23 protein-coding genes and 1 tRNA gene are annotated in these 26,163 nt (G+C 62.8%); 7 read left to right on the forward strand and 17 right to left on the reverse strand.

The features are described from left to right. Nucleotides 1-2 precede the first annotated feature (2 nt). Nucleotides 3-842 (reverse strand): alpha/beta fold hydrolase, encoded by an 840-nt coding sequence (locus tag FEZ60_RS19580; protein WP_172936790.1) that lies wholly within the window; start codon nt 840-842, stop codon nt 3-5. Nucleotides 843-1,417: 575 nt separating this feature from the next. Beyond that, a tRNA-Cys gene (locus tag FEZ60_RS19585) sits at nt 1,418-1,488 on the reverse strand. Between the two features lie 268 nt (nt 1,489-1,756). Here FEZ60_RS19585 and FEZ60_RS19590 point away from each other — a divergent pair. Further along, entirely contained in the window at nt 1,757-3,031 is a 1,275-nt protein-coding gene (locus FEZ60_RS19590) for a hypothetical protein (protein WP_172936791.1), read from the forward strand. A gap of 75 nt (nt 3,032-3,106) precedes the next feature. Then, the gene (locus FEZ60_RS19595; protein WP_051730677.1) at nt 3,107-4,318 is read left to right on the forward strand and encodes a multidrug effflux MFS transporter; all 1,212 of its coding nucleotides are present in this window, start codon (nt 3,107-3,109) and stop codon (nt 4,316-4,318) included. On the opposite strand, the gene mraY is transcribed toward FEZ60_RS19595, so the two are convergent. Then, nucleotides 4,315-5,391 (reverse strand): phospho-N-acetylmuramoyl-pentapeptide-transferase, encoded by a 1,077-nt coding sequence (gene mraY, locus FEZ60_RS19600; RefSeq protein WP_033236072.1) that lies wholly within the window; start codon nt 5,389-5,391, stop codon nt 4,315-4,317. The genes FEZ60_RS19595 and mraY overlap by 4 nt on opposite strands. 85 nt (nt 5,392-5,476) lie before the next feature. Between mraY and FEZ60_RS19605 the strand changes: the two genes are divergently transcribed. After that, complete coding sequence (locus tag FEZ60_RS19605) at nt 5,477-5,989, forward strand: MarR family transcriptional regulator (protein ID WP_033236071.1); 513 nt, start codon at nt 5,477-5,479, stop codon at nt 5,987-5,989. Between the two features lie 67 nt (nt 5,990-6,056). On the opposite strand, the gene FEZ60_RS19610 is transcribed toward FEZ60_RS19605, so the two are convergent. The 10 genes from FEZ60_RS19610 to FEZ60_RS19655 are packed head-to-tail and all read right to left on the reverse strand — an operon-like array spanning nt 6,057 to nt 17,295. Next, nucleotides 6,057-6,833, reverse strand: a complete 777-nt coding sequence (locus FEZ60_RS19610; RefSeq protein ID WP_172936792.1) for an enoyl-CoA hydratase — start codon at nt 6,831-6,833, stop codon at nt 6,057-6,059. Then, nucleotides 6,830-7,726 carry a 3-hydroxyisobutyrate dehydrogenase gene (gene mmsB, locus FEZ60_RS19615; RefSeq protein ID WP_033236069.1) on the reverse strand — a complete coding sequence of 299 codons (897 nt, stop codon included), beginning with the start codon at nt 7,724-7,726 and terminating at the stop codon, nt 6,830-6,832. The genes FEZ60_RS19610 and mmsB overlap by 4 nt, the downstream gene beginning before the upstream one ends. Before the next feature lie 23 nt (nt 7,727-7,749). Continuing rightward, the gene (locus tag FEZ60_RS19620) at nt 7,750-8,808 is read right to left on the reverse strand and encodes an enoyl-CoA hydratase/isomerase family protein (protein WP_172936793.1); all 1,059 of its coding nucleotides are present in this window, start codon (nt 8,806-8,808) and stop codon (nt 7,750-7,752) included. Further along, nucleotides 8,805-9,962, reverse strand: coding sequence for an isobutyryl-CoA dehydrogenase (locus tag FEZ60_RS19625; protein ID WP_033236067.1), 1,158 nt, complete (start codon nt 9,960-9,962; stop codon nt 8,805-8,807). Before FEZ60_RS19625 ends, FEZ60_RS19620 begins: the two co-directional genes overlap by 4 nt. A 14-nt stretch (nt 9,963-9,976) precedes the next feature. After that, nucleotides 9,977-11,494 (reverse strand): CoA-acylating methylmalonate-semialdehyde dehydrogenase, encoded by a 1,518-nt coding sequence (locus FEZ60_RS19630; RefSeq protein WP_172936794.1) that lies wholly within the window; start codon nt 11,492-11,494, stop codon nt 9,977-9,979. Nucleotides 11,495-11,551: 57 nt separating this feature from the next. Then, nucleotides 11,552-12,286 carry a copper homeostasis protein CutC gene (locus FEZ60_RS19635; protein WP_172936795.1) on the reverse strand — a complete coding sequence of 245 codons (735 nt, stop codon included), beginning with the start codon at nt 12,284-12,286 and terminating at the stop codon, nt 11,552-11,554. Between the two features lies 1 nt (nt 12,287). After that, entirely contained in the window at nt 12,288-13,067 is a 780-nt protein-coding gene (nagB, locus tag FEZ60_RS19640; protein ID WP_092807547.1) for a glucosamine-6-phosphate deaminase, read from the reverse strand. Next, nucleotides 13,067-14,269, reverse strand: a complete 1,203-nt coding sequence (locus FEZ60_RS19645; RefSeq protein WP_172936796.1) for an amidohydrolase family protein — start codon at nt 14,267-14,269, stop codon at nt 13,067-13,069. The genes nagB and FEZ60_RS19645 overlap by 1 nt, the downstream gene beginning before the upstream one ends. Beyond that, complete coding sequence (gene ptsP, locus FEZ60_RS19650) at nt 14,266-15,948, reverse strand: phosphoenolpyruvate--protein phosphotransferase (protein WP_172936797.1); 1,683 nt, start codon at nt 15,946-15,948, stop codon at nt 14,266-14,268. Before ptsP ends, FEZ60_RS19645 begins: the two co-directional genes overlap by 4 nt. Nucleotides 15,949-15,951: 3 nt before the next feature. Continuing rightward, complete coding sequence (locus tag FEZ60_RS19655) at nt 15,952-17,295, reverse strand: PTS transporter subunit EIIC (RefSeq protein WP_033236061.1); 1,344 nt, start codon at nt 17,293-17,295, stop codon at nt 15,952-15,954. 295 nt (nt 17,296-17,590) lie between these two features. Between FEZ60_RS19655 and FEZ60_RS19660 the strand changes: the two genes are divergently transcribed. After that, nucleotides 17,591-17,821 (forward strand): PTS glucose/sucrose transporter subunit IIB, encoded by a 231-nt coding sequence (locus tag FEZ60_RS19660; protein WP_092807539.1) that lies wholly within the window; start codon nt 17,591-17,593, stop codon nt 17,819-17,821. Then, nucleotides 17,818-18,279 carry a glucose PTS transporter subunit IIA gene (locus FEZ60_RS19665; protein WP_172936798.1) on the forward strand — a complete coding sequence of 154 codons (462 nt, stop codon included), beginning with the start codon at nt 17,818-17,820 and terminating at the stop codon, nt 18,277-18,279. Before FEZ60_RS19660 ends, FEZ60_RS19665 begins: the two co-directional genes overlap by 4 nt. A gap of 61 nt (nt 18,280-18,340) precedes the next feature. On the opposite strand, the gene FEZ60_RS19670 is transcribed toward FEZ60_RS19665, so the two are convergent. From FEZ60_RS19670 to FEZ60_RS19680, 3 genes are all read right to left on the reverse strand, one after another. Beyond that, a complete protein-coding gene (locus tag FEZ60_RS19670) occupies nt 18,341-19,087 on the reverse strand; it encodes a GntR family transcriptional regulator (protein WP_045071374.1) in 747 nt (248 codons plus the stop codon). A 107-nt stretch (nt 19,088-19,194) separates the two neighbouring features. Continuing rightward, on the reverse strand, nt 19,195-19,965 hold the full coding sequence (locus FEZ60_RS19675; RefSeq protein WP_033236059.1) for an SWIM zinc finger family protein: 771 nt from the start codon (nt 19,963-19,965) through the stop codon (nt 19,195-19,197). Continuing rightward, nucleotides 19,962-22,778, reverse strand: coding sequence for a DEAD/DEAH box helicase (locus FEZ60_RS19680; protein ID WP_172936799.1), 2,817 nt, complete (start codon nt 22,776-22,778; stop codon nt 19,962-19,964). The genes FEZ60_RS19675 and FEZ60_RS19680 overlap by 4 nt, the downstream gene beginning before the upstream one ends. A 40-nt stretch (nt 22,779-22,818) precedes the next feature. Between FEZ60_RS19680 and FEZ60_RS19685 the strand changes: the two genes are divergently transcribed. Next, the gene (locus tag FEZ60_RS19685; protein WP_172936800.1) at nt 22,819-23,775 is read left to right on the forward strand and encodes an NADP-dependent oxidoreductase; all 957 of its coding nucleotides are present in this window, start codon (nt 22,819-22,821) and stop codon (nt 23,773-23,775) included. A gap of 65 nt (nt 23,776-23,840) precedes the next feature. Next, nucleotides 23,841-24,512 (forward strand): HNH endonuclease family protein, encoded by a 672-nt coding sequence (locus FEZ60_RS19690; protein WP_245006185.1) that lies wholly within the window; start codon nt 23,841-23,843, stop codon nt 24,510-24,512. Between the two features lies 1 nt (nt 24,513). Here the strand turns inward: FEZ60_RS19690 and FEZ60_RS19695 are convergent, their stop codons facing one another. Continuing rightward, complete coding sequence (locus FEZ60_RS19695) at nt 24,514-26,085, reverse strand: molybdopterin-dependent oxidoreductase (protein ID WP_172936801.1); 1,572 nt, start codon at nt 26,083-26,085, stop codon at nt 24,514-24,516. Nucleotides 26,086-26,163: the final 78 nt, after the last annotated feature.

Here is a 26,163-nt window from a genome sequence, read left to right on the forward strand (position 1 = left end):
GGTCACTTCTGCAGGTGCTCTGCGAGCAACCGGTCCAGTTGCTGCGGTGCCTCGTCGGGTATCCAGTGGCTCACGCCGCGAAGAACTTCGAATCGGTACGGGCCGTCCACGAATCGCGTCGTGAGTTCGGCTCCCTTTCTCCCGAGCACGATGTCGCCGTCGCTCCAGATGTGCAGGGTCGGCACGCTGACGCGCCCGGAACCCGCGCTCGGACTGCTGAACGCCAACGCACGGTACCAATTCAGGCCACCGCGTAGACGTCCCGGCATGGCCATCGCGTCCCGATCACGGCGGGCACACTCGGGGCTCTGCCCACTCTTGACCAGGATTGCGTCGGCGGTTCGGCGCAGTATCCATTCCGGAAGTATCGGCAGCTGGAAGGCAAGCATGTACCAGGATCGCAGGGCTTGACTGCTGGTCAGCAATGCTCGGACAAACGCCGCAGGATGCGGAACAGATAACGCCGTCAAGGTGCGGATCAAGTCCGGGCGCTCGGCCGCGACCTGCCAAGCCACGGCGGCTCCCCAGTCGTGGCCGACCAGGTGCACCGGGGCGCCGCCGGCTGCGTCGATCAGGGCAACAGTGTCGGCGGCAAGCTCGCTGCGGCGATACGCACTCCGAGCGCTCGGCCGGGCCTCCGGCGAATATCCACGTTGATCCGGCGCGAGCGTCCGATAGCCCCGGGCATGGAGCAACGGCACCAGCCCATCCCAGGACGTCGAGTCCTGCGGAAATCCGTGAAGTAGGACAACTACCGGCCCGTCGAGTGGGCCTTCGTCGCGGACGTCAAACGACAATCCAGAGCGTGTGTACCTTCGTAATCTCGGCACCGGGCGCGTCATAACACGACTTTAAGTGCAATTCGTTGCATTTGTGACCCAGTCCACCGTCCACAGAAGCGTGACGTTAGGTATCTTGCTTGCAGCGGTACTGGACCACAGTTCCCACAAACGTAAGGACTTACGACATGCAGTCTGTTGAAGACGTATTGCCCGAAGGCGTCACCCTCGATGACATCACCAAGGTTTTCAAGCTCGGTGCCGCTGCCATCGCCTTCTTCACCGCGGTGTCCGCCTTCAGCTGATCACCACGCTTCACAAAAAACTGGCCGGCCTTCGGGGAGTCCGGCCAGTTTTTGTATGTTGACCCAGATTTCATTCTTCCGAAAGCGGCAAACCGCCCAAAAAGCCGTCAGGCTTGCTAACTTTCTCCTGCACGGCACAACGCCGAGCACTTCAACACTCGGAGGACATTCGTGGGTTCCATCAGCACGCTCAGCACAGTCATCGACGTCCTTGCAGCGATCCAGAAGGCCTTGAAGCTTATTCCGGTGAACAGCTGATCGTTGCAGAACACTCGCCAGATGGTCGGCGAGAAACAAGCGGGGCCGACTTTTGTCGGCCCCGCTTGTCATTCGAGCGGATGGCGGGATTCGAACCCACGTGAACGGCTTTGCAGGCCGGTGCCTAGCCACTCGGCCACACCCGCGTCATGAAGTAACTATGCCCTCGATGCCGCCACCGGACCACAGTTTTGATCAGCGTGATTCGGGCTACGCGCCTGTGTGCCTTTCCGGTAGCGGGCACTACCAGAAAGGCGCACGGGGGCTTAGCCCCCTCTTTGCTGGGTTACTGACCGCCAAAGGAGGGGTACTCGCTTGGGAAATACCGACTGTGCCGTACCAGAACAGGCATGGTTCACTCGGGGCTGGAGTGACGCAAGTTACGCCATGCCCCCGAGACGAAAGGCAGCACCGATGCCCCGAGCACGACTTACGGCCGCGACTGCCCTGGCCGCAGCTGCGCTGGCCACATTGACAGGTCTCGTTGCGATCGTCGTTGCACCACCTATCGCCTCGGCCGAGAGCACCAACGGCACCGGCATGGCCTATTCGGACCGGACCTTCCAGCCGTTCACCGCGTCGAACGGTCTTTCGTCGAAATACCACGTGTACGCCGCGGGCATTCCCCAGGACCATGCCGCCGGATTGGTGCTGCAGTTCCACGGAGACGGGGCGTACGAATTCGCGAACCCCACCTCGTCGTACAGCCTCGGCGGCCCGTCGGGCATCGTGGCACAAGCCCGCTCACGGGGTTACATCACCGTCCCCGTGCGCACCCCGGACTCTGCCGGGGAAATTACGTGGTGGGAAAACGGGAGCGCAAACGCAGACTTTGTCGCAAACCTGCTCGACACTCTCGAAACGGGCTACAACATCGACACCGAGGACATCTGGCTCGTCGGCTACAGCGGGGGCTCCCAGTTCATCACTCAGTTCTTCCTACCGAAGTACTCGAGCAAGATCGACGGCGGCGGCACTGTGGTCTTCGGCGGCGGCGGCGTGCCACGCGTCTCGACGCAGCCCTTTGCCGGCGGCCTGATCGCCGACCTTCCCATGCATTGGTACACCGGGGCCGCCGACAACGGCACTAACGTCAGCGACGGTTACAACGCCGTGCTCGACGCCCAGAAGGGGTCGGCTTGGTATTCGGCACAGGGCTTTACGACGGATCTCGAGTCTCCCGCCGGCCTCGGCCACAACCTCTCCGGCACATTCGGCACGGTTCTCGCGCGTCACCTGGACGATCACGCCCCGAACAATCAGGTTCCCACAACCACAGTCGCCGCTACCCCCGAGCCGACTGCGACCCAGCCGACGACAACAACCACCCCAGCAACAACAACCAGCCCTCCCCCGATCACCACGACAACGGCGCCGGTCACGACTACAACAACGCCGGTCGCTACGACTACGACAACGACTACGCCACCACCGGCGGTGTGGAACTACACACTGACTCCGACGAGGATCGGCGCAAATCTAGTCGTCACTATTCCTGCCGGAACCAGTCGGACGACGTTCCGGGTCACAGCCACCCAAGGCCCGTTCTACGTGTACAACTACACAACGCGAACCGGGCTGCGGACGCTGAGCATCGTCTCCAGTCTCGCCCCGAATACGACGTACAACTACACCGTGGAAGCCGATGACGAAATCGTCGGGTCGGGGTCGTTTCAAACGCTTCCCTGACCGACGGGAACAAATCGGACCGTCCTGTTGCTGACTTGCTTCGTGACTGCCGAGAAGACCGCCACCGCACCACCCGTGGATCCCGCTGCTTCGCCGACAACGGTTGAACGCAAGCCGAGCATCGGAAAGATCCTTGCTCTCGGATCCATGACGGCGCTCGGCCCCTTCACCATCGACATGTATCTACCGGCGTTGCCGGATATCGCCGACGACCTCGGCACCTCGTCGTCGACGGTCCAGCTGACGATCACGGGAACGTTGATCGGCCTGGCCCTCGGGCAATTGCTCGTCGGCCCGCTCTCGGACACTCTCGGCCGCAAGAAACCATTGCTCGCCGGCATCGGCGTGCACATCGTCGCGTCGTTGCTGGCCGTATTTGCGCCCACGATTGCTGTTCTCGGCATCCTAAGGGTGTTCCAGGGAATGGGCGCCGCTGCTGCCGCTGTGGTCACGATGGCGATCGTGCGCGATCTGTACAGCGGCAATACTGTCGCCGTCGTCATGAGTCGGCTGATGCTTGTTCTCGGCGTCGCACCGATTCTGGCCCCCAGCATCGGCGGCGCACTGTTGGTCGCGCTCGATTGGCGCGGGATCTTTGTCGTCCTTGCATTGATCGGTGTCGGCACGGCCATGATCGGCGCCTTCGGGATTCCGGAGACTCTGCCCCGCGAGAAGCGGCGCGCCAGCGGCGTGCGATCAGTTCTCCAGATGTACGGATCGCTTCTCCGTGACCGCACCTTCATGGTCCTGACGCTGGTCTCCAGCGTCGGTATGGCGTCTCTGTTCGCGTACGTTTCCGGTGCCTCGTTTGTCTATCAGGACCAGTACGGCCTCAATCAGCAGGAGTTTGCACTGCTGTTCAGCGCCGGCGCCATTGCACTGATCGGCGCGTCACAGGTCAACGTCCGTCTGCTGGATCGTTGGACGCCGCAGCAGATCACCCGGTCTGCGCTTGTCACTGCAGTTGCCTCTGGAGTCTTGGTCATCGTGGTCGCGGCGCTCGACCTTGGCGGCCTGATCGGATTTGTGATCGCGCTGTGGGTCATGCTCGGCGCGGTGGGATTTGTTCTACCGAACGCTCCGGCACTGGCACTCTCCCGTCACGGAGAAGCAGCCGGAACGGCTGCCGCGATGCTGGGCGCGTTCCAGTTCGGTGTGGGCGCTGCCATCGCCCCGGCTGTCGGACTGCTCGGAAATACCAGTACTGCGCTCGCCGTCACGATGACGGCCTGTGTTTCCGTGGGATTGATCGCTCTGGTGGCGACAAGCCGCACGGCTCAGGTCTAGCCGGCAGCCGCAAACCACTCGCTGTAGAAGGTCGCCAGTCCGATCACGCAGGAAATGGCCACGAAAATCCAGAAGCGAGCGATCACCACTGTCTCGGGCCAACCGAGTAACTCGAAGTGATGATGTATCGGGGCCATCTTGAATACGCGTCGGCCGGACGATCGGAACACAAGCACCTGGATGATCACCGACAGGATCTCGGCCACGAACAGGGCGCCGATGATGACCATCAGTAGTTCGGTGTGTGTGGTGACCGAAAGACCGACCACCAAACCGCCGAGTGCCAACGAACCGGTGTCGCCCATGAAGATCTGAGCCGGCGCCGCGTTCCACCACAGGAACCCGAGGCACGCCCCACCCGCCGCTGCGGCAACTATCGCAAGGTCGAGTGGGTCGCGAACGTCGTAGCACCCGGCAACAGGATCGAGGACGCAGGAGTTCCGGTACTGCCATCCTGCGATGACAACGTAAGTGCCCAGGATCATGCCCATCGACCCGGCTGCGAGGCCGTCGAGACCGTCGGTGAAGTTGACGGCGTTGGACCACGCAAAGACAAGCACGCAGAAGAAGATCAGGAACCCGATGGTTCCCATCGAGAACACCGAGATATCTCGAACGTGGGAGAGATATTGACTGCCGGGCGTTACGCCCTTGCTGTTGGAGAACTGCAGAAACAGCACACCGAAAATGATGGCGCTCGCCAACTGTCCGACGGTCTTCGCCGTCTTGTTCAATCCGAGGTTGCGTTTCTTGCGGATCTTGATGAAGTCGTCGAGGAAGCCGACCACACCCAAGGAAGTTGCCAGCGCCAGCACCAACCATCCCGACGCGGACAATCTGGGCAGACGCGAACCGAAACCGATGGCATGGGCAGCCAGGTACCCGGCCCACATGCCCGCGATAATCGCGATGCCTCCCATGGACGGCGTACCGCGCTTACCCTGATGGCTCTGCGGACCGTCGATGCGGATCTCATGCCCGAGCCCTTGTTTGGACAACACCCGGATAAGGAAGGGCGTCAAGAACAGAGCGACGAACAACGAGACGCCACCCGCGACGAGGATTGAAATCACTCGGAGGACTCTACAGATGTGACGGCCCGCGACACATAATCAGACAAGGCGCTCAGGCTCTGGCAGGCGTGGGATGATCGAACGTATGCCTCCCCTTTCGCCGCTTCCCATCGACCCCATCGAAGAGGCACATCGGCAATGGACCGAGCACGGTTGGAGTGACGTTGCCGACGGGATGGCCGCTGTCACGTCGGTGATGCGGGCGCAGCAGATCATGATGGCGCGAGTCGAGGAAGTGCTCAAACCGCTCGGGTTGACGTTCGCTCGCTACGAGTTGTTGACACTGCTTACCTTTACGAGGTCGGGCGCACTGCCCATGACGAAGGCCAGCGCACGCTTGCAGGTTCACCCCACCAGCGTCACGAATGCGGTGGATCGCCTCGAGAAAGCGCAATTGGTACGACGTGTCCCTCACCCCAGCGATCGTCGTACAACACTCATCGAGATTTCGGATTCCGGCCGAGCACTGGCGCTCGAGGCTACGGAACTGCTGAATGCCAAGGTCTTTGCGAACCCAGGCTTGGAACCGGACAAGCTCACGCAATTAGTGACAATCCTCACTGAATTGCGGAAGACCGCTGGCGATTTCGAGGGGTGAAACCACAACGATCCTGAAGGATTTCACTCGCTGAGCGAGCAGAATCCTTCAGGATCGTGGGGACTTGTCAGCGGTGCTTGAACTCAGCTGACCGCTTCTCGACGAATGCGGCCATGCCTTCCTTCTGATCTTCGGTAGCGAAGGTCGAGTGGAAGACCCGACGCTCGAAGCGGACGCCCTCGGCGAGGGAAGACTCGAAGGAGCGGTTGACCGCTTCCTTGGCCATCATCGCGATCGGCAGGGACATCTCGGCAATCGTGGTTGCAGTCTTCAGTGCGTCGTCGAGCAGATCAGCCGCCGGGACGATGCGAGACACCAGGCCGGCGCGCTCGGCTTCTTCGGCGTCCATGTTGCGTCCGGTGAGGCACATTTCCATGGCCTTTGCCTTGCCCACCGCGCGGGTAAGACGCTGTGAGCCACCGATTCCGGGGATAACTCCGAGCTTGATCTCGGGCTGGCCGAACTTGGCGGTATCCGCTGCGATGATGAAGTCGCAAAGCATCGCGAGTTCGCAACCGCCGCCGAGTGCGTATCCGGCGACAGCGGCGATCAGCGGCTTGCGAGCTGCGGCAACTCGATCCCACGGGGTGAAGAAATCCTCGACGTACGCGTCCATGTACGTCTTGGACTGCATTTCCTTGATGTCGGCGCCGGCGGCAAATGCGCGCTCGGAACCGGTGATCAGAATGGCACCGATGTTGTTGTCCGCTTCGAGGTCGGTTACCGCGGCAACAACCTCGTTCATCAGCTCGGAGTTGAGTGCGTTGAGCGCCTTGGGACGGTTGAGCGTGATGACGCCGACGCGGCCCTGACGCTCGAGGATGATGGTGTTGAAGTCGGTCACTGCTGTCCTTCGGTCGAACGGTCTCGGATGTCGTTGATGATGGCAGAGAAGTCCTGACCACCGGCACCCGCGGCATGGTACTGGCTGTAGAGCTCAGCAGCCTTGAGACCGAGTTCGGCGTCAACACCATTGGTACGCAGGGCATTTGCTGCCAGACCGAGATCCTTGTCCATCAACGCGACCGCAAAACCCGGCTGGTAGTCGTTGTTGGCCGGGCTGGTAGGCACCGGTCCTGGTACCGGGCAGTTGGACGTGAGCGCCCAGCACTGTCCCGATGCGTTGGACGCGACGTCGAAGAGTGCCTGGTTGCTCAGTCCGAGCTTCTCACCCAGAACGAATGCTTCGCTGATCGCGATCATCGAGACACCGAGGATCATGTTGTTGCAGATCTTCGCGGCCTGACCGACACCGGCGTCGCCGCAGTGAACGACCTTGCGGCCCATCACGTCCAGCAACGGAGACGCGGCCTGGAAGTCCTCTTCGGATCCGCCGACCATGAATGCGAGGGTTCCGGCGGTTGCGCCGACAACACCACCGGAGACCGGGGCGTCGACGCTACGGTGTCCGGCGGCCTCTGCCCGCTCGTGTGCTTCGCGGGCATCGGCGACGTCGATCGTCGAACAGTCGATGAACAGTGTGCCCGGCTTCGCGACGGGCAGCAGATCGTCGTACAGCCCCAGAACGTGCTTGCCGCTCGGCAGCATCGTGATGACGACGTCGGCGTCGCGCACCGCATCGACAGCCGAATCCGCTACCGATGCACCGTCTTTGACCGCCTGCTCGAGGGCTGCCGGCGCCAGGTCGAACCCGACTACCGTGTGTCCGGCCTTGACGAGATTGGCCGCCATCGGTCCACCCATGTGTCCGAGTCCGATAAATCCAATGGTGCTCATTAGTGATGCTCCTTCGGCGGTGATCAGTTGCCTTGCGGTTGAGGGGTGAGGCCGAGTTCCTGCTCGCCGAGGGGCGCAAAATACGCGTCCACGGCGGCTTCGGTGACGTCCGCGAGGGTCGCGGGCAGCCACTGCGGGTTGCGGTCCTTCTCGACCACCTGTGCGCGGATGCCCTCGACGAGGTCGTGCGAACTCAGTGACGCCGTCGACACCCGGAACTCCTCGTTCAGAACGTCTTCGAGACTGTCGGCACCCTTGGCGTGACGAAGTGAACGCAACGTGACGGCCAGCGCGATCGGCGACTTACCGAGAATCTGCTCGGCGGCCTTCTCCGCTTCGGGAATTCCACTGGCGCGCAGTCGCTCGACAATCGCGACGACATTGTCTGCCGAGTACGCGGCGTCGATCCAACTCTGCTGTGCCAGTAGTTCCGAAACCGGTGCGGGCTCGGCAAATTGAGCAACGGCCTGCTCTACCGTCGACGATGCGATCGCCTCGATGAACGTCTCGATGTTCTCGGACGGGATGAAGTGATCCGCGAATCCCGTCGCGATGGCGTCGCCGGCACTCAAGCGTGCCGTGGTGAGCGCGATGTGTGTTCCCAGCTCTCCGGGAGCGCGCGAGAGCAGGTACGTTCCGCCGACGTCGGGGATGAATCCGATTCCGGTCTCGGGCATTCCGATCATGGAACGCTCGGTCACGATGCGGACGTCGCCGTGTGCGGACACTCCGACACCTCCGCCCATGACGATGCCGTCCATGATTGCAATGTACGGCTTCGGGTAGTTCGAGATCTCGGCGTTGAGGATGTACTCGTCGCGCCAGAAGTCGAGCGAACCGGTCTTGCCGTCCTGGGCGTCGTGGTAGATCGAGACGATGTCGCCGCCCGCGCACAGGCCACGTTCGCCTGCACCGGTCAGGACAACGGCCTTGACCTCGTCGTCGGACTTCCAGGCCTCGAGTGCCGCGGCCATCGCCGTCACCATCGAGTGATTGAGCGCGTTGATCGCCTTGGGACGGTTGAGGGTGATGAGTCCCAGCCCGTCGCGCTTCTCGATCAGAACTTCGTTCTCTTCGGTCATGCTGCTCCCTGCTTTCCCTGCCCTGCGATCACACTGCGAGCGATGACCACACGCATGATCTCGTTGCTGCCTTCGAGGATCTGGTGAACGCGAAGATCGCGAACGATCTTCTCGATCCCGTACTCAGCAAGATAGCCGTACCCGCCGTGAAGCTGTAGCGCCCGGTTGGCCACGTCGAAACCGTTGTCGGTCGCGAAGCGCTTCGCCATCGCGCACAGTTCCACGACATCGGGTGCGCCCTCGTCGAGAGCTGCGGCAGCGCGCCACAGCAGGGTTCGCGCAGCTTCCAGGTCGGTCCGCATATCGGCGAGCTGGAACTGCAGAGCCTGCGATTCGATCAACGCCGAACCGAAAGCCTTGCGGTCCACCAGATATCCGACGGCTTTGTCGAACGCCGCCTGTGCGCCGCCCACCGAGCACGCCGCGATGTTGAGGCGACCGCCGTTGAGGCCCTTCATCGCGATGCGGAATCCGCTGCCTTCTTCGCCGAGCATGTTGGCGGCGGGAACGCGCACGTCCTCCATGATCACCTGACGAGTGGGCTGTGCGTTCCAGCCCATCTTGATCTCGTTGGCACCGAAGGACAGGCCAGGCGAATCCTTCGGCACGATGAACGCCGTGATTCCCTTGGCACCAGCAGATCCGGTTCGGGCCATCACGACGTACACATCGGAAGTCCCTGCGCCGGAGATGAACTGCTTGACACCGTTGAGGATGTAGTCGTCGCCGTCGCGAACAGCCTTGGTGCTCAAGCCGGCCGCGTCGGAACCTGCACCGGGCTCGGTCAGGCAGTAACTGCCCAACTGATCCATCGAGCAGAGTCCGGGTACCCACTTGTGGCGCTGTTCGTCGTTGCCGAACTGGTCGATCATCCACGTGACCATGTTGTGGATGGAGATGTACGCGGCGATCGACGGATCTCCCTTGGCGAGCTCCTCGAAGATCCGAGCGGCGTCGACGCGGGTCAGTTCACTGCCACCGACATCCTCGCGAATGTAGATCCCGCCCATCCCCAGGGACGCCGCCTTGCGGAGAACGTCCACCGGGAAATGCTTGGTCTGATCCCACTCCACCGCATTCGGTGCCAGATGCTCGGCCGCGAAGTCGCGGGCAGTGTCACGAATCGCCCGCTCGTCATCGGTCAGAGTAAACATGGAAGGTGTTCCGATCAGTTCATCGTGGGGATGACGAAGTGATTGGTCTCTTCCTTCTTGCCGGAAGGCCAACGCTGCGTCACCGTCTTGGTCTTGGTGTAGAAGCGGAAGGAGTCGGGACCGTGCTGGTTCAGGTCACCGAATCCGGAGCGCTTCCAGCCACCGAAGGTGTGGTACGCGATCGGGACCGGGATCGGCACGTTGACGCCGACCATGCCGACGTTGACGCGGGCCGTGAAGTCACGCGCGGTGTCGCCGTCACGGGTGAAGATGGAGACGCCGTTTCCGTACTCGTGTTCCGTCGGAAGACGCAGTGCCTCTTCGTAATCGGCAGCGCGCACAACCTGAAGTACGGGTCCGAAGATCTCTTCCTTGTAGATGCGCATATCCGACGTAACGTTGTCGAACAGGGTTGCGCCGGCGAAGAATCCGCCTTCGTGGCCTTCGAGGGTGAAGCCGCGGCCGTCGACGACTGCCGTTGCGCCCTCGTCGATGCCGATCTGCACGTAGTTGTTGACGCGGTCGAGGGCATCCTGGCAGACGAGGGGCCCGAAGTCGACACCTTCGTCGTCACTGCGACCGATCTTCAACTTCGCGACGCGTTCCTTCAGCTTGGCAACCAGCGCATCTGCCGTTTCTTCGCCGACGGGAACGGCAACGGAGATGGCCATGCAACGCTCACCGGCGCTGCCGTAGCCGGCACCGATCAGGGCGTCGGCAACCTCGTCGAGGTCGGCGTCCGGCATCACGATCGCGTGGTTCTTGGCGCCACCGAAGCACTGTGCACGCTTGCCGTGAGCTGCGGCGGTCTCGTAGATGTACTGGGCGATCGGCGTGGAGCCGACAAAACCGACAGCCTTGACGCGGTCGTCGGTGAGCAGGACGTCGACAACTTCCTTGTCACCGTTGACCACGTTGAACACGCCAGCGGGCAGTCCGGCTTCGAGGAACAGCTCGGCCAGGCGCAGCGGCACGGAGGGGTCGCGCTCGGACGGCTTGAGAATGAAGGCGTTACCTGCGGCGAGAGCCGGGCCGGCCTTCCACAGCGGGATCATCGCGGGGAAGTTGAAGGGCGTGATGCCGGCAACGACGCCCAGCGGCTGACGCATCGAGTACACGTCGATACCCGTGCCTGCGCTCTCGGTGAATTCGCCCTTGAGCAGGTGCGGAGCACCGACGGCAAATTCGATGACCTCGAGGCCACGCTGGATGTCCCCCTTGGCGTCGGCGACGGTCTTGCCGTGCTCGGACGAGAGGAGGCGAGCGAGGGAATCCATCTCAGCCTGAGCGAGCTGGAGGAATTTCATGAGCACGCGGGCGCGCTTCTGCGGGTTGAAAGCAGCCCAGACCTTCTGCGCCTCTTCTGCATTGGCGATGATGGCTTCGGTTTCGGCCTTGCTTGCGAGCGGGACGCGCGCCTGAACCTTACCGGTGTTGGGATCGAAGACGTCTGCAAATCGATCGGAAGCTCCGGGAACCCGCTTGCCACCGACGAAGTGCGTCAACTCTTGAACTGCCGCATTGTCAACCATTGTGCTAACCCGTTCCTTGCTCGTTGTGGACTGCCCGAGAAGCAGCGCTGAGTATGTCTACCATCCTATAGTTGGATGTCCATGTATGTCTAGGGCCGAAGCCGCGGACAGCGCAATTTCCCGGTCGGTGACCTCGTATCCACCGCTACCACCGCCCGGCCCACCGGAACCTTCGACGATCGCGCGAGCGGACAAGTGGATCGCGTCGACTCCGGTCGCCGCAATTGCGGCAATATCGGGAATCCGGACGCCGCCACCGGCCATGATCTGGATCCGCCCCGCGGCGTGATCGACCAGGGTCCCCAGCTCCGCCAGCCCTTCTACGCAGGTCGGGGCACCGCCCGACGTCAAGACCCGGGTTACTTCGAGATCCACCAAGACGTCGAGTGCCACATTTCTGTCCGGCACCACGTCGACGGCCCGGTGTGCGGTAACTTCGACAGTTGACGGGTCGATGCAGCCGATGATCGAACGCATCGCGTCGACATCGACCGCGGAGGTTTCGGTCAGAGCGCCGATCACTATCCCGGACGCACCTGCTGCCACTGCGGCGCGTGTGTCACGGCATATCACCACCATCTCGTCGGCAGAGTATACAAATCCACCAGCCCGTGGCCGGATCAGGACATGCACCGGAACACCCACTGCCACAACTGCTTCGATCAATCCGTAGCTGGGGGTGAGACCACCGGTTGCACCCAGTGCCGCACAGAGTTCAACACGCGCCGCCCCCACGGCGAGTGCGATCTGCGCCCCACGAACATCCTGAACGGCAAGTTCGAGAGCGCTCATGTCAGTACGCCTGCCAGGGTGGCTTGTTCTCGAGCGCGTACCGGTAGTAGTCGGCCAGCTTCAACCGCCCGGCCGCAGCTTCGTCGATGACCACCGTGACGTGGCGATGCCACTGCAGGATCGATGCGGGGCAAAATGCCGTCAACGGGCCTTCGACGGCTGCAGCAATCGCGTCGGCCTTGCCTTCGCCGGTCGCGATCATCACCAAATGCCGTGCATCACTGATAGTTCCGAGGCCCTGGGTGAGAACGTGATGAGGAACATCGTCAGGACGCTCGAAGAAACGAGCGTTGTCGATTCGCGTCTGCTCCGTCAACGTCTTGACCCGGGTTCTCGACGACAGAGCGGAACCGGGTTCGTTGAAACCTATGTGTCCGTCGGTGCCGATTCCGAGCAGTTGGACGTCCACTCCCCCGGCTTCGGCGATACTACGGTCGTAGCGTTCCACTTCGGCATCGGGAATTGCTGCTTCACCGTCTGGGCTGAACACCCGTTCCGGATCCAGATTGACGTGGTCGACGAATTCGGCGCGAATCACCGAATAGTACGACTGCGAATGGCTTTTCGGCAGTCCAAGATACTCGTCGAGCAAGAATGCCTGAGCCTGCGAGAAGTCCAGTCCTGACACCCGGTGACGACGCGCCAGCTCACGGTACGTCCCGATCGGCGACGAACCTGTTGCGAGCCCAAGCGTCGTAGCACCGCGTCGGACATAGCCTTCGACGATGTCTGCTGCCGTCGAGTCGACCTCCAGCGGGGTTGGCATGATGACAATTTCCATCAGATTTCCTTTCCGGCGGCCCGACCGCCGTGTAGTACGCGCACCGGGCGCAGGTGACGATCGGTGACCAGGATGTCGGCGCGGTAGCCGGCAGTCAGCGATCCATGTGAATCGTGCAGTCCCAGCAGTGTTGCCGGGGTGCGAGTGGCAGCGGTGACGGCATCGGCGAGTGCAACTCCGCTGTCGAACACGGTGCTACGCAGCACATCCAGCAGTCGTGCCGTTCCGCCGGCTATGGCCCCGTCCGAACCGTCGGATGTAGCAAGTCTGGCGACGCCACCGCTCACCACCACATCCAGAGCGCCGAGTTGATAGTTTCCGTCGGCCATTCCGGCGGCAGCCATGGAATCACTGACCAGCGTGATCTGGTCTGCGCCGACGGTATCGAACACCATGGACACCGTTTCCGGAGCCAGATGCACACCATCGGCGATCAGTTCCACCACCATCTCTCCTCTCCCGGCGGCCGCGAGGCACGCCGCCACCGGACCCGGCGAACGGTGATGCAACGGCGGCATCCCGTTGAACAGGTGTGTTGCGCTCACCCGACCGCTGCGAGCCGCCTGTCCGATCCGGGTCGACGTAGTCGCCGCATCGGCGTCGGTGTGTCCGAAGCTGGGCAGAATTTCGCGTCGACGCATGACGTCGAGCAGTTTCCCGAAATTCTCCGTCTCCGGTGCCAGAGTCATCGAACGCACGTGCCCGCGGGCCGCGTTGCACACCTCTTCGAGCAGGTCAGGGTCCCCGGAAACTATCGCTGCGGGATCCTGGGCACCACATCGAACACAATTGATAAACGGCCCTTCGAGGTGGATACCCAGAATCTCGCCGTCCTCAACCAGGTCGGCCAACATCGAGGCTTGGCGCATCAGATCCGCCCGGGGTGCCGACACCAAACTTGCCAGCAGACCGGTCGTCCCGTGCTCACGGTGATGCGACGCGGCCACTCGGGCGCCCGCCGCGTCGGTGTTGGGGAAACCCGCTCCCGCGGCGCCGTGACTGTGGACGTCGATCAGCCCGGGAAGTATCACGCAGTCGGTTGCGTCCGGAACATCAGCGGGATCCGGGCCATCAGCTAAGGCATAGTCCTTCGCCGCCCCCACCCAGCTGATCAGCTCACCGTCGACCACGACGATGCCGTCGTCGATGCTCCCGGAGGAACCGCCGACAACGATGCCGCGCAGCACGAGTGACTCGGTCACGAGGAATTCCTGATGCGCGCGACCGCCGCCCTGCCGTCGACCGGCGTTCGGGCATTACGAGCCGCCGACGCCATCTGCAGGCATACCTCGAGATCGAGCGCCGACAATTCCGCGCGAACGGCCCCGATCGCTGCGACGGACATCGACAGACTCGACACCCCGAGACCGACCAACACCGGCGCCAACAGCGGATCCGACGCCGATTCCCCGCACACACCAACAGGTTTGCCTGCGACGGCTCCGGCCTGGCCGACCATCGCGATCAGGTCGAGGACTGCCGGCTGCCACGGGTCGAGCAGGTGTGCGAGGCTGCCCGTCATCCGGTCGACCGCACAGGTGTACTGGCTCAGGTCATTGGTTCCGATACTCAGGAAATCCAGATGTTCGAGGAGATCTCGTGCGCGCAGGGCCGCAGCCGGAACCTCGATCATCGCGCCCACCTTGCCGACCCCACGGGATCGGGCGAGTTCCGCGAAGCCCGCAGCTTCATCGGCCGTCGCGACCATCGGTGCCATGACGCGCAGATCCGCGCCGGTTGCATCGGCAGCCGCAACCAGTGCGTCGAGCTGGGTTACCAGGGTGTCCGGATACAGATTTGCCACGCGGAGCCCCCGAATTCCGAGCGCCGGATTCTCCTCGACCCCGAGATCCAGGAAGGGCAACGGTTTGTCGGAACCGGAATCGAGGGTCCGCACCACGACGGCGCGTCCGGCAAAGTGCTCGAAAACAGCTCTGTACGTTGCGGTCTGCTCCGCCACGGAGGGTGCATCGTAGCGACCGAGATACGAGAATTCGGTACGGAACAGGCCAACACCCTCACAGTCGGCGGCGCCCGCACGTTCGGCATCGGCCACGGTCCCGATGTTTGCCGCCAAGCGCACGGCAAAACCGTCGCGGGTACGTCCGGGACCGCTGGCAGTCGCGGCGCGAGCAGCACGGGCCGATGCTTCCCTGGCGACCTCACTGCACTGCTCGGGGCTCGGATCGATCGTCACCGTCCCGCTCGAACCGTCGAGGATCAGAACAGCACCCGGGACCAGCCGATCGGTATCCGCGCAGTTCACCACCGCCGGAATGCCGAGTGACTTGGCGAGGATGGCGGTGTGACTGGTTGGCCCGCCCTCTGCGGTGAGCAATCCGACCACGTCGGTGTCGCCGAGCGTTGCCGTGTCGGCGGGCGCCAGATCCCGGGCCACCAGAATGTACGGGTAACCGGGGTTGGGGATTCCTGGCATCGGTTCGCCGCGCAGCACTGCGACCACCCGCTGAGCGAGGTCACGCAGATCTGTTGCCCGCTCGGCCATGTACCCGCCAACCGCGTCGAGCTTTGCGCAGAAGCCGTCGAAGGCAACCGTCACCGAATGTGCTGTCGGCAGACCTGATTCGAGGTTCTTCTGCGCCGCGCCGACGATGGCCCGATCCCGTGCCATCGCCGCCGACGTGGTCAGGATGTCCGCGGAGACACCGTCGACGGATTCGGCGCGGCGCAGGAGTTCCGCACTGACGGTGTCGAGCGCCGCTCGAATTCTGGCCAGTTCGGACTCCGGCTCGCCGGTGATCGGATCCTGCGCCGAAGTACGTTCGGGCACTGCGAAACTCAACCAGGGTGCGCAGACGACCCCGGCACTGACTCCGAGTGCACTGATCTGGTTCCGTTCGGTGATTGTTGCCGTTGTCATGTGTCAGCGCCCTTCCAGTTCCTTGTCGAGTTTCTTCTCCACTTCTGCGACGAGTGGTGCGTCGGTCCGGGTGTCGCCTTCGGCAGCGAGCGCCATTTCGGCTTCGAGGAGCGCAGCATCAGGCTCGCCTGCCGCAACCTCGGCTTCTTCCTCACGGCCGGGGGTGCGCAGGTTCCACTTCTTGATGACAAAGCTGAAGAGGAAGTAGTAGATGAGCGCGTACGCAAGTCCGATCGGGATGAGCATCCAGGCGTTGGTGGCCTTGCCGAAGTTCAGGACGTAGTCGAAGAAGCCGGCGGAGAAGGTGAATCCGTCGTGGATTCCCAGTGCGTTGACCAACGCCATCGACGTACCGGTCAGAAGCGCGTGGATGACGTACAGCGGCCACGCAACAAACATGAACGAGTATTCGAGGGGCTCGGTGATGCCGGTGAGGAAGGCGGTGAGGCCGGTGGAGAGCATGATGCCGCCGACAAGCTTCTTCTGCGAGGGCTTGGCATTGCGCCAGATGGCAAACGCCGCAGCCGGCAGGGCAAACATCATGATCGGGAAGAATCCGGTCATGAACGTCCCGGCAGTAGGGTCACCGGCAAAGAACCGGTTGAGGTCGCCGCGGATGATCTGACCGCTGGCGTTCTGGTAGTCGCCGATCAGGAACCACACTGCCGAGTTGAGGATGTGGTGCAGGCCGGTCGGGATGAGCAGACGGTTGGCTGCGCCGTAGATGCCGCCGCCGACAACGGTATTCGAGGCAACTGCTTCACCGACCCAGTTCAGTCCGGAGTTGAACAGCGGGTACAAGAACGCCATGAGGACGCCGACGAGCAGGCCGGTAACGGCGGTCAGGATCGGAACCAAACGTCGGCCGTTGAAGAATCCGAGGTAGTCGGGCAGTTTTGTTCGATAGAAGCGCTGCCACAGAATTGCGGAGAGTAGACCCATCACGATGCCGGCGAGTACGCCGTAATTGATCAACGACTGATCCCCGTTTGGATCGGTTTTTCCTTCGAGAACGATCGGCGACATCGCCTTGAAGACACCGTCGATCACTATGTACCCGACCACCGCGGCAAGGGCGGTGGATCCGTCTGCCTTCTTGGCCCACCCGATCGCAATGCCGACGGCAAAGATCAGCGGCAGCCACGTGAACACGGCTTGACCGGCAGCGGAAATCACCGTGGCCGCGCTCTCGAGCGGACTGAACCGGCCGAGCAGGTCGTCTTGGCCGAGTCGCAGAAGGATGCCGGCAGCCGGGAGAACGGCAATGGGCAACATCAAACTTCGGCCGAGGCGTTGTACGCCGGCGAAGAACGTTGATTCCTTCTTGGGAGTGTCGTCGAGCGTCATCGTTGACCTTCTCTGCTCGCTGGGCCGCAACGGGTCGGCCTGCTGGTTTAGGTACGCGAAGTGGACACCTCGCCCACCGCGAGGAGCCGGAAAATCGTTTTGCCGAAACTGTTGTGGCGTTGCACCGCTAACGGGTACTGTCCGGTCATAACCAGTTGTAGTTTTGCCTGATGAAGCGCAGATGTCAAGACCGGAATGTGATTTAAGTTACGTGTTGACTCACGTCCCGCTATCAGCCAGAGTGCTTCACCAGCGACAACAACCGACGCATTTACGACCACACACAGGAGCAGCAATGTCGAAAGCGGAAGCAATCATCAAGGGCCTCGGCGGCGCCGGGAACATCGTCGAAATCGAAGCGTGCATCACCCGCCTGCGCACCGAGGTCAAGGACGGCGACAAGGTCGACGAAGCTGCTCTCAAGGCCGCAGGCGCGCACGGCGTGCTCAAGGCCGGCTCCGTCGTCCAGGTGATCGTCGGACCCGAGGCCGACATCCTCGCCGAGGACATCGGGGACATCCTGTGACCGTCTCCGTCCTCGCTCCGCTTCCCGGCCGTGTGTTTGCACTTGCCGACGTTCCCGACCCGGTTTTTGCCCAGCAGATGGTCGGATCAGGGGTAGCCCTCGAACCTGCCCGCGACCAGGGCCCCCTCACCGTTGTCGCGCCCATCGCCGGGAAGATCCTCAAACTCCATCCCCACGCATTTGTCATCTTCGGCGAGAAGGCAACGGGCGTACTGGTTCACATCGGAATCGACACCGTCAAGCTCGAAGGCAAGGGCTTCACGCTCATCGCATCCGAGGGTGACACCGTCGCGGCCGGCGACCCTGTCGTCAGCTTCGATCCGGCGTTCATCGATACCACCGGCCACTCGGCAATCTGCCCGGTTGTAGTCATGGACTCCAAACCCGATACCGTCGAATCCCCTTCTGTGGGAGAAGAAGTGAAGACCGGCGACATCTTGTTCGACTGGTCTGCCTGAATACGAGCGAGGCGGGCGCACCCTCGAAAGAGGATGCGCCCGCCTGCTGTTCGGGTTGCGATCAGGCGCGTGTGCCCGCTCGTTCGTTTCCCTGTACTTCCATCTGCAGTTGATAACGATCGGAGCGGTACCAACTGCACGTGTGCTCGATCGGCGCGCCCTCACTGAAGGACACTCGGTCGAAGTACAGCACGGGTGCCCCCTTCTTCGTCCCGAGCAGAGTGGCGATCTCGATGGTTGCACCGTCGGCGCTGACGGTCTGTTCCGCGCGGTCGATCGGCTTGTCGTACTTGTCGGCCGTCGCACGGTAGATCGACCCGGTCAGGTCGAGGTCGGTGAGCCCGGGCAATTGCTGCGGGTTGTACCAACCGTCGTCGACGCTCACCGGTTCACCGTCTGCCAAGCGCAGGCGTTTGACGTGGTAGCCCAACGATCCCGGCTCCATTCCGAGCGCCGACGCCGTGGCATCGGGCACGGTGTCTTCCTCGTTGACGAGGACCACAGTGGTAGGAACGTGTCCCTGGGCTCGCATTTCCTCGGTGAACGACGCGAGGTGCAGTTTGGATTGAACCTGGCGGTGAGCGACAAAGGTTCCCTTGCCACGCACGCGCACAAGATATCCGTCGTTGACAAGTTGACCGATCGCCTCACGAACCGTGATTCGGCTGACGCCGTAATCCTGCATCAGGTTTCGCTCACTGGTCATCAGGTCACCCGGCTGCAACTCGCGGGTGCACTTGTGCAGCAAAATGTTTCGCAGTTGCTCGTGTTTGGGTATAGCGCTGTCGCGCAGATGTACGGGCATCACGGCGGCTGCCCCTTTCGTGAAGTGAAAGAATCTATCGTCGACAGGTCCCTACCGGACCTATCCACCTCACGATACTGGAACAGGCACCGGGATCCTAGTGGTTGAGCTCAGGAGTCCAATTGCCGGTAAATTGCCCGTAGTTCGGCGAGCGCGACGTTTTGCTGTGCCACATCCAATCCCAGCGCAGCCACCGAGGCCCGCAACGCGTTCACGTCCAGATCGTCTATCGCAGCCCGGAATTCGACTCGCGGCAATCCTGGCAGAAGGGACGAGTCCCCGAACCAGCTTTCTACGTCGACCGCGATCGTGGTCTCGTCTTCCACTCCCCCGATCAGATCGCTGAGATCGACCCCGCGCAGGATCAGAAGTTGCAGCGGATCGGTATCGATCCGCTCGGCAGTCAGGAAGGCCACAGCCGCAGCATGTTTACACGGCCATCCCTCGTCGGGACAGGTGCAGTCGAATTGGAACGCGCCCGGCCCGTCCGGCAGGAGTTGCGCGGCGAGCATGTCCGGAACCACCCCGGAGACCAGCGAGGCCAATGAGCCTGGGACCCGGCGGAGTTTGGTGATGATGTCGTCGATATCGGTGTTGTCGAGAGTGCTGACTGCGAGAGTGGCGGTGAACGGTTCGAGCTGTGTCCCCCACGCCTCACCGGTCACGCGTCCCGGCCGAATATCGAGCGGCAAGACCTTGCCTGTGCGAGCAAAAGTTCGACCTCGCGAGACCCGGCCCTTGTCACCGATCTGCTCGATGACCCGGACAAATGCCTTGCCCCAGAACGTCCGACCGAAAGCGGGACGAGACTTGATCGGCGCCGCTCGCTTACGCGCGCCGGTGTATTCACTGAAATCGGGACCGCCACGGCGCGGACTCATTCGCCTACCGCGTCGTCACCGAGTCGGAGCAATTCACCGAGCTGTTCGACGCTCATCTCCGTCACCCAGTTCTCCCCTGTTCCGACGGCCAGCTCGGCCAATTCGCTCTTCGTGTCGATCATCGTGTCGATCCGTTCTTCCAATGTCCCGACACAGACCATCTTGCGGACCTGGACATTTCGATTCTGGCCGATGCGGAACACACGGTCGGTGGCCTGATTCTCGACCGCGGGATTCCACCACCGATCCATATGGACAACGTGATTCGCGGCGGTCAGATTGAGTCCCGTTCCGCCGGCTTTGAGCGAGAGCACCATGATCGGCGGACCGCCGACGCTCTGGAACTCCTCGACCATGGTGTCACGGCCGGCCTTCGACACACCGCCGTGCAGGAACGGGACCCCCGTGCTGAACCGCTCGGACAGGTAGGGCACCACCAGTTCCCCGAACTCGCGGAACTGCGTGAACAGCAACACCTTCTCGTCTTCCGCAGTCACCGATTCGACGATGTCTTCGATCAATCCGAGTTTGCCGGAACGATGCTGACCGCGGCGCATCACCGCAGATCCGTCGCGAAGAAAATGCGCCGGATGGTTACAGACCTGCTTGAGTTTGGTGAGAGCGGAGAGCACTGCGCCTTTGCGCTTCATACCTTCCGTGCCCTTGATCTGGGCCATCATGTCGTCGACTACCGCGCGATAGAGAGCAGCTTGCTCTTCGCTGAGATTTGCGCGGACCGTCATCTCGAGTTTTTCCGGAAGATCGGAGATGACAGCGGGATCGGTTTTGACTCGCCGCAGGACAAACGGCGACGTGACGGCGCGCAGCCGCGAAACGGCAAGTTCGTCCTTCTCGCGTTCGATCGGCACGACAAAGCGTTTGCGGAACATCTGTTCCGAACCGAGCACACCACGGTTGGCAAAGTCGAGGATGGATCGCAGCTCGTCCAACCGGTTTTCCACCGGAGTTCCGGTCAGTGCGACCCGATGTGCCGCCGGGATGCTGCGAGCGGCGCGCGCCTGCGATGTCTTGGCATTCTTGATGTGCTGGGCCTCGTCGAGCACAACGCGGCGCCAATCGAGATCCTTCAGGGCAGCGACGTCACGCGTCATCAATGCGTACGTCGTGATCACCAGATCGTGGCTGCGTACTGCGGCCTCGAGCGCCGCGCCCGTTGCGCGATCGGAACCGTGATGGACGTACACCCGTAGGCTCGGAACAAACCGCGCCGTCTCGCGTTGCCAGTTGCCGACCACCGACATCGGGCACACCAGCAGCGTTGGCGTCGTGGACTTCTCGTGCGCAAGCAGCGCCAACAGTTGGAGCGTCTTTCCCAACCCCATGTCGTCCGCCAATACCGCACCCAACCCGAGAGCGCTCATGTACGCCAACCAGTTGAGTCCTCGCCGCTGATAAGGCCGCAGTACCGCTTTGACTTCTGCCGGAACCGGAACCTCTGCCGGTTCGACCGAATTGTTCAGCAGCGCCGACGCCCACCCCGTTGCCGTCACTTCTTCGACGGGAAGGTCTTTGAGGTCGTCGGCGATCAGGTCTTTGATCAATTCGATGATGGCCCGGTCGCCACTCGCATGGCGCTCGCCGACAAAACGAGCGGCCCGGGCAAGCACCTCCCGGTCAGCTTGGACCCACTCACCGCGCAAGCGAACAAGATCCGACTTCGCGTCGACCAGGCGCGCCATTTCTTCCGGCGTGAGCACTTTGTCTCCGAGCGCCAACTCCCAGTCGTATTCCACCAACTGATCCAGGCCGACCGTACGATTCTCGGCAACGATCGGTGAGGATGCCGAGGTGACTTTCACGCGCAACGACGGCGACACGACGCTCCACGCCCGAGGCAGCAGGAGCGTGATTCCCTTCTCCTGCAAGGCGATAGCGCCGTGGCCGACCAGATCCATCACCACAGCTGTCGGCAGTAGAAGGTCCAAGCTGTCGTCGTCGCGCGGCACATCCCGAAAGCGCGGGTAGGCGGCGATGGCTTCCTCGAGTTTGCGGCTACCTACTTGCAGGCGCGCGGCATCGGCACGGTGCAGCCTGATCCGTTCGGGGGCTTCACCTTCCGGCCGAAGGCACACTTGCAGTCGCCAGAGTGCTTCCGCATCGATATCGGCGTCCTCGCTCAGTTCCGGTTCGATCAAACGCAGGACCAAGTCGGGCTCATGTGCGGTGAGAGTGCCGCGCCATTGCGTCAGAGACGACGCAACTCGCAATTCCGCGTTGTCGAATGCGTCGCCGCGCACCAATGCCGCCCACAGCCCGGTCGTGGGAGTGTCGACCGACTCGCCGAGCACTCGGCGAACAACCGAATCGGTCAGTTCGAGAACAACGTCGTCCAACACGGCTCGAGGTGATCCCACTGCGCGCTGCACCGGGGGCATCGCAACAACCAACTCACCCAGCCACGCGCGCTGACGCTCGTCGATCAGCAGCCGCCAGCGCGGCCACCAACTCCCCTCGGCACGGCCCAGTTCGGGAACAACCCGCCCTGCCCGCACCCAACGCTCGATCCCCCGAACAACGTGGACAAGGTAATGCAGGTCGCCGGCAACCCGGTCGTCCGCAGGTTTGATCCGAAGCAGCAGGTCAACGGCATCACCCGGTGCCAGCGCCACCGCCGCGTACTCACTCTGCAGCGGCCCACCCGGCACGGAAGGCATCGCGATACTTACTCGATGACGGAATTTTCGGTGCAGGACAGCACTGACCGGGTCGCGGGGATCATCGACCCCGGCGCCCTCGTGTCCGTCTACCCACAGTTTGAGCCCCGATCCCGGTGACCAGAGTCCATGCAGCATCCGACCATCCAATCAGGTGCTACCGACATAGGCTGTTGTCATGGTCCTGGCATACGGTTTCACCGAGTACGGCGGTCCGCAGACTCAATCGTTCTTCGACGTTTCCCTGCCGCCACCTGGCGCCGGGCAGATTGTGGTGTCCGTCCGCGCTGCCGGCGTCAATCCGGCGGACTGGAAGGTCCGGGCAGGAACCCGCAAGGACACCGTGCCGGTGACACTGCCGGCAGTGCTCGGCCGCGAGGTGTCAGGTGTCGTCACCAGCGTGGGACCACGGGTCACGGAGTTCGACGTCGGCGACGAGGTCTTCGGCTCCACCGCAACAGGATTCGGCGGATATACCGAGGCGACCGTGCTCAATGCCTCCCAGGCCGCACGCAAACCGACCGCGGCGTCCTGGGCCGACGCCGCCGTGATACCCGTTGCCTGCGGAACCGCGTTCGACGCCCTTCACGATCTAGACCTCGCGGCCGGCGCCACGCTGCTGGTGCTCGGCGCGGGCGGTGGAGTCGGGACCAGCACGCTCGCATTGGCCCGATCGCGCGGCATCACTGTGCTCGGTGTGGCCAGCGCAGCCAAGCAGGACGCCGTCGAGGAAACCGGATCGCTGTGGGTGGACTCCGGTGATCTGTGGGCAGATGCCGTTGCCGCTCTCGCGCCCAGCGGGGTCGACGGTGTCTTCGATCTGGTCGGCGGGGAGCCCCTCCAGAGGGCCGCTTCATTGCGGCGTCCGGGCGCCCCGCTTATCAGCATCGCCGATTCCGTCGCTGCTACCGAACTGGGCGGCAGCGGAGTAGAGCGTCGGCGCACCACCGCGGTGTTCACGGCGGTCGCGGAGTTGGTGGCCGATGGTTCCCTCGACCCCGCCGTGAGGCAGCGCTTTCCCTTCGAGCAGGCCGGCTCAGCCCTTGCTGCTGTCGAGAGCGGGCACAGCGCGGGCAAAGTGGTAATCGAGTTCGACCACGCATCCGAAGCCGATCTGTCGGAACCTGGTGATTGAATCTCGATCAAGTGCGAGGGTCAAGCGAGAGGGGCACGGTGGGACGCAGGGGTTCGTGGGCGATAGTGGTCACGATCCTCGCCTGTGTGCTTTCGTCCTGCGGCTGGATCGGCAACGAGAGTTCTGCGCCGGGCAGCCCCACCACCACTCAGCTCGAGGATTTGCTCAATCGGGTATCCGTCGTCGATCAGCGCCCGCACCCCGGCGGATATCAGCGCGGCTGCAAGAGTGGGCAGGCGTGTGTCTTCGGCCCCGCATGGTCCGACGACCAGGACGCCCCGATGGGTCACGACGGCTGCGATACCCGTAACAACGTTCTGGCTCAGGACCTTTCGGAAACAACGTTCAAGCCCGGAACCCGCGATTGCGTCGTACTGTCCGGTGTGATGACCGATCCGTACTCCGGTGATCGAATCGTGTTCGATCGCAGCCAGGCAAGTGCAGTCCAGATCGACCACGTCTATCCCCTGGCCGCGGCTTGGGATTTCGGGGCAAGTACGTGGCCGATGGACCTGCGCCTGCGGTTCGCCAACGACACGGAATTGAACCTGCTGGCAGTCAAGGGAAGTGACAATCAGTCGAAAGGTGACAGCACTCCCGCGCAGTGGCTCCCACCTAATCCTGCGTACCACTGCTATTACGCCTGGAAGTACCTCGCCGTAGCCGTGAGTTACGGACTACCGATCAGCCGAGCCGACCACACAACGCTGCGCGAACTCGAAGAAGCGCGCTGCTGACCTACTTCACCGTGAAAGACCTTGTGTGCCAGCCCGTTGCACCGCCAGGGATGGGCGGAGTCCGTTCCTCGACCTGAACGTTTCCATCCAGATCGATCGCTCGGACCTGCACGGTGTGCAACCCCGGCGCCGCGTCCCACATCCACGACCACTGACGCCATGTGTCGATCGAATACTCCTGCGCGAGGGTTGCGGGTTGCCACGGCCCGTTGTCGACACGAACCTCCACCGCCTTGATACCGCGATGCTGGGCCCACGCTGTTCCCGCCATCTGAATCTGCCCGGCATTCACGGGCGCCAAGGACGCCGGCACTTCGATCCGAGACGCCGTTTTGATCGGCGCCTGCGCACCCCATCCTCGTTGCGTCCAATAGGCGTCCACCTGGTCGAACCTGGTGAGTTCCCACTCCGTGACCCACTTTGTCGCGGAGACAAAACCGTACAAACCGGGTACGACCTGACGGACCGGATATCCGTGCTCGAACGGCAGCGGCTCCCCGTTCATCGCCACGGCAAGCATGGCGTCGCGTCCGTCGGTCACCACTTCAACCGGGGTGCCGACAGTGAATCCGTCGACGCTGGTCGAGAGCAGCATGTCCGCGTCCGGGTGCACGCCCACTTCCTCGAGGATGTCCTTCATCGGGTAGCCGATCCAGGTGGCGTTGCCCGCGAGGTTGCCGCCCACCTCGTTGGACACGCATGTCAAGGTGATGACCCGTTCGATCGGCGTCCGGGCGACCAAATCGTCGAACGACAAAGTCAGCTCGCGGTCCACCATGCCGTGGATGCGCAGTTCCCACGAGTCCGTCGTGAGCTGCGGGACAAGAAGTGCCGTGTCGATCCGATAGAAATCGTCGTTGGGGGTGATGTACGTCGACGCACCGGCAACACCGATGTTCGCGGCGGCCGGAATCGGTGGCGCTGCCGAGGCAGCAGTCGGAACAACGAAGTCCGCACGGTTCGCGGAAGCCCCGGCGATGCGCTGCCCCACGAACTTTCCGGCAGCACCGGCCGCCGCAGCGACGGCAACGGCAACCCCGGCCAGCATCAGAAACTGTCGACGCGGCAGCCACGTCTCGGGAACACCAGGCGAGGGCGCTACGTCGAGTTGCCCGATCAGCAACCTCAGCGTGACGACGCCGGCAACAACACCCACGATCGTGGGGAACGCGTACATCGCGTCAGCCGTCGGACGGCTCAAGGCCGCATAGACACCCACCAATCCGAGAGCAATCAGGATCGCACTACCCACCGGGCGTCGGCGACGCTCGAGTACGCCCGCTAGTGCGCCGAGCAGCGCGATCAGGATCGACATTCCGATGAAGAGCGCGGGTTTGTCGTTGGTCCCGAAGGTCTCGATCGCAAACTCGCGTGCCCATGCCGGCGTTCGATCCACCGTGGTCGAACCGACTGCATAGAACGGCGAGGAGTCCGGATTGATCAGCAGGGCGACCAGTTGCCCTACCCCCAGAACCACGGCTACGGCAAGTACACCGGAGATGGCACGGGCTGCAAACCTGCGACGCGGCCGTGACTGCGCGGCCGGGTGTTCCTCGATGCTGTCAGTGACCATATGCGTCTCGGTTCTGCTCGGTACGAGTGATGCGTGGGATCGGTTACCTCGTATTCGGAGCAGATCCCGGCGTGGATG

This window comes from Rhodococcus sp. MS16, assembly GCF_013277795.1.
GTDB classification, from domain to species: domain Bacteria; phylum Actinomycetota; class Actinomycetes; order Mycobacteriales; family Mycobacteriaceae; genus Rhodococcus_F; species Rhodococcus_F globerula.

Excerpts from the sequence above, each read along its gene's own strand:
- nagB (WP_092807547.1), bottom strand. The coding sequence starts at position 13,067 with ATGGAAATTGTCATCATGCCAACCCCGCTGGAGGTCGACTCGACGGCA.
- ptsP (WP_172936797.1), bottom strand. The coding sequence starts at position 15,948 with ATGACAACGGCAACAATCACCGAACGGAACCAGATCAGTGCACTCGGA.
- FEZ60_RS19620 (WP_172936793.1), bottom strand. The coding sequence starts at position 8,808 with ATGACCGAAGAGAACGAAGTTCTGATCGAGAAGCGCGACGGGCTGGGA.
- FEZ60_RS19635 (WP_172936795.1), bottom strand. The coding sequence starts at position 12,286 with ATGAGCGCTCTCGAACTTGCCGTTCAGGATGTTCGTGGGGCGCAGATC.
- FEZ60_RS19625 (WP_033236067.1), bottom strand. The coding sequence starts at position 9,962 with ATGTTTACTCTGACCGATGACGAGCGGGCGATTCGTGACACTGCCCGC.
- FEZ60_RS19655 (WP_033236061.1), bottom strand. The coding sequence starts at position 17,295 with ATGACGCTCGACGACACTCCCAAGAAGGAATCAACGTTCTTCGCCGGC.
- FEZ60_RS19580 (WP_172936790.1), bottom strand. The coding sequence starts at position 842 with ATGACGCGCCCGGTGCCGAGATTACGAAGGTACACACGCTCTGGATTG.
- FEZ60_RS19630 (WP_172936794.1), bottom strand. The coding sequence starts at position 11,494 with ATGGTTGACAATGCGGCAGTTCAAGAGTTGACGCACTTCGTCGGTGGC.
- FEZ60_RS19590 (WP_172936791.1), top strand. The coding sequence starts at position 1,757 with ATGCCCCGAGCACGACTTACGGCCGCGACTGCCCTGGCCGCAGCTGCG.
- FEZ60_RS19660 (WP_092807539.1), top strand. The coding sequence starts at position 17,591 with ATGTCGAAAGCGGAAGCAATCATCAAGGGCCTCGGCGGCGCCGGGAAC.
- FEZ60_RS19605 (WP_033236071.1), top strand. The coding sequence starts at position 5,477 with ATGCCTCCCCTTTCGCCGCTTCCCATCGACCCCATCGAAGAGGCACAT.
- FEZ60_RS19680 (WP_172936799.1), bottom strand. The coding sequence starts at position 22,778 with ATGCTGCATGGACTCTGGTCACCGGGATCGGGGCTCAAACTGTGGGTA.
- mmsB (WP_033236069.1), bottom strand. The coding sequence starts at position 7,726 with ATGAGCACCATTGGATTTATCGGACTCGGACACATGGGTGGACCGATG.
- FEZ60_RS19685 (WP_172936800.1), top strand. The coding sequence starts at position 22,819 with ATGGTCCTGGCATACGGTTTCACCGAGTACGGCGGTCCGCAGACTCAA.
- FEZ60_RS19675 (WP_033236059.1), bottom strand. The coding sequence starts at position 19,965 with ATGAGTCCGCGCCGTGGCGGTCCCGATTTCAGTGAATACACCGGCGCG.
- FEZ60_RS19695 (WP_172936801.1), bottom strand. The coding sequence starts at position 26,085 with ATGGTCACTGACAGCATCGAGGAACACCCGGCCGCGCAGTCACGGCCG.